At 68.0% G+C, this 8,214-nt stretch carries 8 protein-coding genes and 2 pseudogenes; 4 read left to right on the top strand and 6 right to left on the bottom strand.

Translation table 11 applies throughout. From position 1 onward, the window contains the following. Positions 1-21 precede the first annotated feature (21 nt). On the bottom strand, positions 22-864 hold the full coding sequence (locus WBL05_RS08815; RefSeq protein WP_424225300.1) for a 1-acyl-sn-glycerol-3-phosphate acyltransferase: 843 nt from the start codon (positions 862-864) through the stop codon (positions 22-24). A gap of 248 nt (positions 865-1,112) precedes the next feature. Here WBL05_RS08815 and WBL05_RS08810 point away from each other — a divergent pair, with 248 nt between their 5' ends. Beyond that, positions 1,113-1,643 carry a dihydrofolate reductase family protein gene (locus WBL05_RS08810; RefSeq protein WP_424225299.1) on the top strand — a complete coding sequence of 177 codons (531 nt, stop codon included), beginning with the start codon at positions 1,113-1,115 and terminating at the stop codon, positions 1,641-1,643. A 164-nt stretch (positions 1,644-1,807) separates the two neighbouring features. Beyond that, positions 1,808-2,764: pseudogene (locus WBL05_RS08805) on the top strand (aldo/keto reductase). A gap of 27 nt (positions 2,765-2,791) precedes the next feature. Here the strand turns inward: WBL05_RS08805 and WBL05_RS08800 are convergent. From WBL05_RS08800 to WBL05_RS08790, 3 genes are all read right to left on the bottom strand, one after another. After that, positions 2,792-2,941 carry a multicopper oxidase domain-containing protein gene (locus WBL05_RS08800; protein WP_424225297.1) on the bottom strand — a complete coding sequence of 50 codons (150 nt, stop codon included), beginning with the start codon at positions 2,939-2,941 and terminating at the stop codon, positions 2,792-2,794. Positions 2,942-3,253: 312 nt separating this feature from the next. Beyond that, positions 3,254-4,855: a glutamate synthase-related protein gene (locus tag WBL05_RS08795; RefSeq protein WP_424225295.1), complete on the bottom strand. Its 1,602-nt coding sequence runs from the start codon at positions 4,853-4,855 to the stop codon at positions 3,254-3,256. A 188-nt stretch (positions 4,856-5,043) separates the two neighbouring features. Continuing rightward, entirely contained in the window at positions 5,044-5,850 is an 807-nt protein-coding gene (locus tag WBL05_RS08790) for a mechanosensitive ion channel family protein (protein ID WP_424225293.1), read from the bottom strand. Between the two features lie 92 nt (positions 5,851-5,942). On the opposite strand from WBL05_RS08790, the gene WBL05_RS08785 reads away from it, so the two are divergent. Further along, positions 5,943-6,869, top strand: a complete 927-nt coding sequence (locus tag WBL05_RS08785; RefSeq protein ID WP_424225292.1) for a hypothetical protein — start codon at positions 5,943-5,945, stop codon at positions 6,867-6,869. Positions 6,870-6,928: 59 nt separating this feature from the next. Next, entirely contained in the window at positions 6,929-7,333 is a 405-nt protein-coding gene (locus WBL05_RS08780; protein ID WP_424225290.1) for an NADPH-dependent FMN reductase, read from the top strand. Positions 7,334-7,338: 5 nt separating this feature from the next. Here WBL05_RS08780 and WBL05_RS08775 read toward each other — a convergent pair whose 3' ends face one another. Further along, a complete protein-coding gene (locus tag WBL05_RS08775; RefSeq protein ID WP_424225288.1) occupies positions 7,339-8,025 on the bottom strand; it encodes a GNAT family N-acetyltransferase in 687 nt (228 codons plus the stop codon). A 9-nt stretch (positions 8,026-8,034) separates the two neighbouring features. Beyond that, positions 8,035-8,214: pseudogene (locus tag WBL05_RS08770) on the bottom strand (hypothetical protein); the annotation flags it as partial.

Below are 8,214 nucleotides of genomic sequence, written 5' to 3'. Positions count from 1 at the left end.
TCCCCATTCCGGGGGGCGCCACTACTGGTTCCGGAGCAGTTCTGCCATCGCGGCGGTGAGGTCACCCAGCGCCGGCGCGTGCCGCAACGGTTCACCCGCGGTCACGACCGGGTTGATGGATCGGTCACGGAACAGCACCTGCAGCGTGGCGGCCGCCAGTTCACGTTCCTCGGGCGTCGAGCGGCACCGGGCTACCGGATTTCGCAGCATGCGCTGCGAGATCACCCCCGAGACGACGACCGGCAGCACCGCCGTTTCCGGCACCAGTCGCGGGAACAGTTCGACCCCACGCCCCCAGGCGTCCAGCGAGGCCAATGCGTCCTCCAGCCGCAGCTGCGGATCGGGTTCGGTGGTGCCGGCGGGGAAGGTGAGCACCGCACCACCCGATCGCAGTTGGTCGGCGATCCGGCGGACCAGCCCGGTGCGACCGTGGGCCTCGCTGCCCACGCTCAGCAGCCGGGACGACAGGTGGGGTATCGCGCGCAGGATGGGCCGGTCGAGCGCAATGATCAACACGTCATCGCGGACGGCGAGCAGCCGCCAGATGGCCGGGGCATCGACGACGCCGGCGTGGTTGGCCGCCACCACCAGCGGCCCACTGGACGGGGCCAACTGCGCCCCCCGGATGGTCACTGTTCCGGCGTACCGGGTCAGCACCACGTCGGCGGCGGCGGACAGGCCGCCGCGCGAGATGGCGGCGTCCACCTCCTGCAGGTCGTCGACGAATCGGCCCACCACCAGCCTGGCGAGGCCGGCGAGGGCGGGCGCTGCCCATGTCAGACCCAGCCCGTGGAGCAGGTCGGCGGCGGCGCTTGTACGAAGGGCGTGCTCAAGACCACGGTTCCGATTGGCCGAACACCCCATGGCAGGAACCCTAGTTCACGGCAGTCCCGCTGAAGAGAACGCACGCGAAGGTCCGGCGGGACTGCGGAAAATTCCGGTTTCGGCACCCTGAACTCTGCCTACATCGATTCAACTGCGGCGGATGCCGCTCCAGCGTGCCGAAACCGGAATTCCCGACCTGCTGAGAGACTGCCAGCCCTTGTGGCAGGCCCGGCTGGTGGCGTTCCATGGATGACGACCAACAGCAGTGCGACCAGGAGGGAACGCGCATGGCCAAGCTGGTGTTCGGGATGAACCAGTCCCTGGACGGCTACGTCGACCACACCGAGTTCGCGCCCGACGCGACCCTGTTCAGGCACTTCATCGAGGAGGCCGAGGCACAGGTTGGTTGTGTCTACGGTCGCCGGACGTATCAGATCATGCAGTACTGGGACGACGACCAGCCCGACTGGGATGCGGACGAACGCGCCTTTGCTGCGGCTTGGCGCAATCAGCAGAAGCTGGTGATCTCGCACTCGCTCAGATCTGTTGGCCCCAACGCCAGACTCGTCGCCGGCAACCTGCAGGCCGCCATCGCCGAACTGAAGGCCGAGATCGACGGGGAGGTAGAGGTCGCCGGCCCGGAACTTGCCAGGAGCCTGACCGACCTGGCCCTGATCGATGAGTACCGGATCTACCTGCACCCGGTCGTGCTTGGTAGGGGTAAGCCGTACTTCGCCGGCCCCCGGCCGCCGCTGCGCCTGGTGAGCCATGACCGGATCGGCGGCGATGTGGTCCGGCTCTGCTACGTCCCTGCTTGAACCAGCGGTGCGGGCGAGGTCAACTTGCCTCGCGCCCGCACCGCGCGCCGGCGCTGGACAGCCATGGCAAACCGGTGAGTCACATAGTCCCGGCGTCGCCTCGAAGAATCGTAGGAGCAATAGCGGTCTGTATCGCACGGGAGCGTCAACCCTGGAGGGACGCCATGAACGACCTAATCCGGCTGGGAAGAACCGACGTGCTCGTCTCGCGGCTGGGTGTCGGTTCGATGACTTGGGGCGCTGCCACTGGGTTGGCGAGACTGTACCCGGCCAAGCTCGTTTATGGTGGTGCTGAGGGGCTGGAGGAGGAGCGCGAAGCGGTCCGGGTCAGCCTGTCAGCGGGCGTTCGGTTCTTCGACACCGCGGCGATGTACAGCCGGGGCGCCTCCGAGATCCGGCTGGGTGAACTTACCCGGGGTACCGACGCCGTCATCGCGACAAAGTTCCCGCCCGGGCTGCTCGCCACCGCTGAAGACCTGCCCAAGGAGCTGCGCGCCAGTCTTGCCCGGCTGGGCAGGGCGCAGGTCGACCTGTACATGCACCACTTCCCCTCACCGCGCGTCGACACGGTTCGCCTGATGCACCTGATGGCCGATGCCGTGGACGCCGGCCTGATCCGCGCGGTCGGGGTGAGCAACTACTCCGTCGACCAACTGCGCCAGGCCCACGCCGCACTGGCCGACCGCGGCCTTCCGCTCGCGTCCAATCAGGTCGAGTACTCGCTGCTGCACCGCTAACCTGAGCGCAACGGGGTGCTGGACGCCTGCCGCGAGCTCGGGGTCACCCTCATCTGCTACCAACCCCTGGCTGGCGGCGCGCTCACCGGCAAGTACCTCGACACCCGGCCGCGGGGGCTGCGCAGGCAGATCATGCGCAGCTACTTCCGCGCCGACGCCGACCGTCCACTGCGGCCGATCATCTCCCTGTTGCAGGAGATCGGCGACCGGTATGACCGCGCGCCGGCGCAGGTGGCCCTGCGCTGGCTGATCGAGCAGGACGCGCTGCCGATCCCCGGCGCGAAGAACGCCCAGCAGGCGGCCGCCAATGCTGGCGCGCTCAGCTTCACTCTCGAGCCGGCCGAGGTCGACGCCCTGCGAGGGGCCACCTCCGCCTGGATCTAGCGGGCGCCGCCGGGGCGACTGGCTCGCCTACTCGGGGTGGTTCGCATGATCTCGGCCCACCACGAACGGGGTGGAGTAGCCGATGTAGGCCAGGTGGATCATCAGTCCCTCGGCAGCATGCGGCAGGTTGTGGCAGTGGTCCATCCAGATACCCGAGTTGTCGGCGATGAACGCCACCTCGTAGCTTGCGCCGTTCTCAACCTGCAGGCTGTGCGTTCGACCACGCGGCCAGCCAGGCAGCGCCCGTCGAGGCCTACCCGGTCGACAATGCCGGCGCGAAGGTCGATCTCACCATGGCCTACGTCGGAAACCCGTGAGATGTTCGAGCGGGCCGGCTGGCGCCAGCGGATCCCTGCTCAAGGCGAGTATGTCAGCGTGCAGCCCGTGAGGACCACGTCGTCGGGCTACTGATGAGACTCGGCGTTCGTGACCCGGTGCAGGCTGTCGTCCTCGCCTTTGAGACCGGGCTGGTATGGCCGGGACAGTAACTCACTCGGTTGCCTGCTTCGGGTCAGGGTCCACTTCGACCGGCTCGTGCTGGACGACCTCGTCTTCGCCGGGCTGGTCGTCGTAGCGCGACATGTAGTGGTCGATCGCCGAGGTGATGCCGGGCTCTGGGACGCCCCAGCCGGGCCGGTAGTCGTACACCTCCGCCAGCGTGCGGTGACTGCGGTCACCATCCAGGATCTCGACGGCATCCGGACCGAGCATCGCCGGGTGTCGCACTCCAGCCGCCTCCGAGACCTTGAGTAGGTCGCGGCGCAGGGTCTGCACGTAGTTGACCAGCCGATGAGACTTCTGCTCAGGGTCGAGGCCGTGAGCCAGCCAGGGGTTCTGGGACGCCACACCCGTCGGGCAGTGGTCGGTGTGGCACTTCTGGGCCTGGATGCAGCCAATGGCCATCATGGCCTCCCTGGCGACATTGACCAGGTCGACGCCGAGGGCGAAGGCGACGATCGCGTTACCCGGCAGGCCCAGCTTGCCCGATCCGATCCAGGTGACTCGATCAGCCAGACCCGCCTGGGCGAACGTTCCGTACGCCGCTGCAAAGCCGGGCCGGAAGGGGAACGAGACGTGGTCGGCGAAGACCAGCGGCGCGGCGCCGGTGCCGCCCTCGCCGCCGTCGATCGTGATGAAGTCCACGCCGCGCTGCCCGTCGGCCATCTGCTCGGCCAGTTCTTGCCAGAACGCAAGCTCCCCGACGGCCGACTTGACGCCGACGGGCAGCCCGGTGGCCCCGGCGATCTCCTCGACCACGTCGAGCATCTCATCAATATTGCGGAAGGCAGTGTGCCGGGAGGGGCTGACAACGTCCTTGCCCTGCTCGACGCCGCGGATGTGGGCGATCTCGGCGTTGACCTTCACCCCGGGCAGGTGGCCGCCGAGCCCCGGCTTGGCGCCCTGGCTGAGCTTGATCTCGATGGCTCGCACCGGCGCTGAGCCCACCACTTCGACCAACCTGGGCAGGTCGAAGTCGCCACGGGCGTCCCGGCAGCCGAAGTAGCCGGTACCGATCTGATAGACGAGCTCGCCGCCCTGGCGGTGGTGGTCGGACAGGCCGCCCTCGCCCACGTTGTGCAGGAACCCGCCGAGGTGGGCCGCCTGGTTGATCGCCTTGATCGCCTGGGGGCTGAGCGAACCGAACGACATCGCCGACACATTCACCGCCGAGGCGGGCCGGAAGGCCAGCCGCCGGCCACGAGGCCCACCCAGGATCTTCGCGCCGGGCAACTCGACATCGCGACCGTGAATCGGCGAAGCCGGCACCACGTCGCTGAACGTCGCCTGCTTGACGATGGGATAGGAGGAGTTCTCGGTGTCGTTGTCGGAGCCGAAGCCGAAGTAGTTGTTCTCCTTCTTCGACGAGGCGTAGATCCAGCGCCGCTGGTCCCGGCTGAACGGACGTTCCTCGTCGTTGCTGGTGATGATGTACTGACGCAGTTCGGGCCCGATCGACTCCACCAGGTATCGCAGTCGAGCGACCACAGGGAAGTTACGCCGGAGGGCATGCTGCTTCTGAACCAGGTCCTGCACGGCGATCCCGGCCAACGCGGCCACAGGAGCCGCCGCGGCGATTGTCCGCTTCCTCATGAACCAAGGCTGTCACACCGGTTAGTTGGTCAACGGCGAATGGCGGGATGCACCGGTGCAGCTGTGAGCTGGGGCCGGCCCACCGCGCAGGGAACCAGACTTCGGACAACGTGTCGGAGGCTTTTCACCTTTCCGGGGCGGACCTAACCCGCCAGATCGTCACAGCCGAACGCGAACGATTGGCAACCTCATGATTCGCCAACGGGCTTCTGCATCACGACCAGCGACGGGTCGGCCAACCGGATCCCGCGCTTGCGCAACTCCAGGGTGACCCTGCGGATCACCGCATGCCGGGCCTCGCGGGTCTCCAGTTGCCGCGCGCCCGACCAGAAGCGGAGGTCCATGATGACGACGCCCTCGTGCATGTCGCTGAGCAGCGCCTGCGGGGCCGGGTCGTCGGCGACCATGGGCAGCGCGCTCATCGCCGCCTCCGCGGTCGCGCACGCTTTGTCGATGTCCACTGCCTGGTCGAGTTCGAGGGTCACCGTGGTACGCACCTTTTCGTAGCCGGTCTGGATCGTCACCGGCTGGGTGTGGATGATCGTGTTCGGCAGGATGACCTGCCGACCGTCGAAGGTTCGCAGCATGGTGGTGGCCAGCGAGATCCGCAGGACCGTACCGGCATGCTCGCCGACGCTGATCTGGTCGCCGACCCGGAACCGGTCGCGGGACAGGATGACTATGCCCGCGAACGCGTTGCCCAGTACGGTCTGCAGCGCGATACCGGCCGCGATGGTGAGGATGCCGACGCCGCCCAGCACGTCCACCGGGCGGACACTGGGGAAGATCACGGTCAGCGCTGCCGCGAACCCGATGACCGAGAGCACCACCTGGGCGATGGCGCCGAAGACGCTGGCGGCGCTGAGGCTGCGTCCCCGCCATGAGAGCAGCCGCCGGACGACGAGCTTGAGCAGCCACGCCGCCACCAGCACGACCGCGAAGATGAGCAGCCCAAGCCGCAGCGCCTCCCACGTCACCTGGGGCAGCCCTTGCATCGACGTCCTTCCGTGGTCCTGGTTTCACTTGGCATACCCGTCATCGCTGCGCTGAACCGATGATGGTGAAACACTGAGCCGAAGGACCGGACATGACGCTGAACCTCGAGGTGCTCGACTGGTTGCTCGCCGGCGACAGCGCCGTGCAGTTCCAGGTTCGCCGCGACCTGCTCGGTGATGAGCGGCCAGACCTGCAACTGCGCATCCCGCACGACGGGGACGCCGCGGCGATCCTGGCGGCTCAGCGCGGCGACGGGCACTGGGGCGAGGGCTTCTACCAGCCGAAGTGGACCTGCACCCACTACTCGCTGCTCGAGTTGCGCGATCTGGCCGTGCCGTCCGGGCACCCGAGCTGTGTCCGGGCGGTCAGCCTATTGGTCGGTGAGAAGGGTGCGGACGGGGGCGTCAACCCGTCCCGAAGCGTCAAGGTGGCCGACGTCTGCATCAACGGGCACTTCCTGGCCTACGCGTCCCACTTCGGCGTCTCGACAGTCGAGGTGGCCAGCGTGGTTGATTTCGTCCTGGGCCAGGAACTGCCGGACGGCGGCTTCAACTGCCGGTCCAACCGATCGGGGGCGCGGAACTCGTCGGTGCACACCACGGCCAGTGTCATCGACGGGTTCGCCGAGTACCTGCGCCGTGGGCACACACATCGGGCGGACGAGGTGAGGGGCGCGATGGGGCGAGCGGCCGACGCCCTGCTTGCCAGGCGGCTGTACCAGCGACGATCCGACGGGGAACCGATCCGGGCCGAGTTCACTCGGCTGCACCACCCGCCCCGTTGGTCGTTCGACGTGCTGCGCGGCCTCGAGGTCTTGCGGGCCGCCGGCGTCGCGGGCGATTCCCGTTGTGCCGACGCACTCGAAGTCCTTGTGCGGCGACGGCTACCGGACGGCCGGTGGGCCGCCACGTCGCAGTATCCGGGCCGAACCCACGTGGCATATCCACCAGCCGGGACGCCGAACCGGTGGGTGACCTTGCGGGCGCTTCGGGTGCTCCGGCACTTCCACTGGGAATAGATCATTGACGGTCCAACCAGTGTCGTTGAAGTTGTACCGAGTATGCCTCCAGGAGGACCATGACCAGGATCGCCATCGTCACCGGAAGCGTCCGTCCCGGCCGCCACAGCCTGACGGTCGCAGACTGGGTGAAGTCGATCGCCGACAAGCGCTCGGACGCCCAGGTCGAGGTAGTCGACATCGCCGACTTCCAGCTGCCGGTCTGGAAGGAGGCGGTACCCCCGTCCGGCGCTTCGGGCGGATCGACCGAGCAGAGCAAGGCCTGGTCGCAGCGGATGGGGGAGTTCGACGGCTTCACCGTGCTGATGTCGCTCTTCCACGACTTCGAGGGCTTCACCAAGTTTGCGCCCTCCAAGCCGGCGACCGCCGCGGTCGGCCCGATGCTAGACAACCTGGTGCTGTGGACCAAGGCGATGGAGGCGGTTCGCGCCGGCGAGTTCGAGGTCGACCGCAAGGCCGCCTGACCGCATCACAACGGACGCGAGACAGGCGCGTCCTCAAGTGCGCCAACGCCGAGAAGCTGGACGCCGCGCGGGTCGCGAGCGGCGTCCAGCAGCGCGTCCACCGGGAACCGCGCGGGGTCCGCGCCGGACATCATGGCCTGCAGCGCGGGCTCCAGCCCGGCCGCGGGCAGCAGCCGGCCGTCCCGGACCAGTTCGGGTGGCGGGTCGAGTGCCAGCAGCAACATCGCATAGACCGGCTCCTGGCCGGCGTCGATCGGCGGCTGGAAGTACGGGACGGCCAGAATCTGCCCGCCGAGCCGGCCATAGAACCGCAGTCGGGCAACCGGGTCGCCGTGCTCCGGATGCGGTGGGTGGAAGCGCGGATGCTCCACCTCCCCGAGTACCACTGTGACCGATGGGTCGGCCCTGATGCCGGCGAGCAGTTCGCTCAGCAGCCGTGTGCCCACTCCGCGACCACGCCGGTCAGGGCGGGCTGCGAAGTAGAGCAGCAGCACGGCCCGGGAGTGCTGCAATCGCTGCACCACCGCGACGGCGATCGGGTCGTCCCTCTCCCCGGCGGCGTGCACGCTCGCGGTCCCCGCGGCCACCATGCCGGCCAGTTCGGGCAGGCCCATCAGCTCGCTGGCCGGAAAGCTCGGCACCAGCAGCCGCTGGTACGCCTGCCGAAGGGCTGCGTCCTCCACCACGATCATGCGTTTCTCCTATGTCAAGCGGCCACCGAGATGCAAGTCCCGAGGGTCGCTTCGTGGTCGGTTTTTCAGGGTGTTGTAGACGATGCGGGCGAGGCGTCGTTTCAAGCAACGCAACGCTTCGGAGGCGGACATACCTTCGGCCTTCTTCCGCTCGTAGTACGCCTTGCCGAGGCTGCCTGGCAGCCGGAT

Source organism: Brooklawnia sp. (assembly GCF_049651565.1).
GTDB lineage: Bacteria > Actinomycetota > Actinomycetes > Propionibacteriales > Propionibacteriaceae > Brooklawnia.
The sequence above is the reverse complement of the archived record's forward strand: the minus strand, read 5'-3'. Positions and strand labels throughout refer to the sequence as shown.

Excerpts from the sequence above, each read along its gene's own strand:
- WBL05_RS08790 (WP_424225293.1), bottom strand. The coding sequence starts at position 5,850 with ATGCAAGGGCTGCCCCAGGTGACGTGGGAGGCGCTGCGGCTTGGGCTG.
- WBL05_RS08785 (WP_424225292.1), top strand. The coding sequence starts at position 5,943 with ATGACGCTGAACCTCGAGGTGCTCGACTGGTTGCTCGCCGGCGACAGC.
- WBL05_RS08775 (WP_424225288.1), bottom strand. The coding sequence starts at position 8,025 with ATGATCGTGGTGGAGGACGCAGCCCTTCGGCAGGCGTACCAGCGGCTG.
- WBL05_RS08810 (WP_424225299.1), top strand. The coding sequence starts at position 1,113 with ATGGCCAAGCTGGTGTTCGGGATGAACCAGTCCCTGGACGGCTACGTC.
- WBL05_RS08780 (WP_424225290.1), top strand. The coding sequence starts at position 6,929 with ATGACCAGGATCGCCATCGTCACCGGAAGCGTCCGTCCCGGCCGCCAC.
- WBL05_RS08815 (WP_424225300.1), bottom strand. The coding sequence starts at position 864 with ATGGGGTGTTCGGCCAATCGGAACCGTGGTCTTGAGCACGCCCTTCGT.
- WBL05_RS08795 (WP_424225295.1), bottom strand. The coding sequence starts at position 4,855 with ATGAGGAAGCGGACAATCGCCGCGGCGGCTCCTGTGGCCGCGTTGGCC.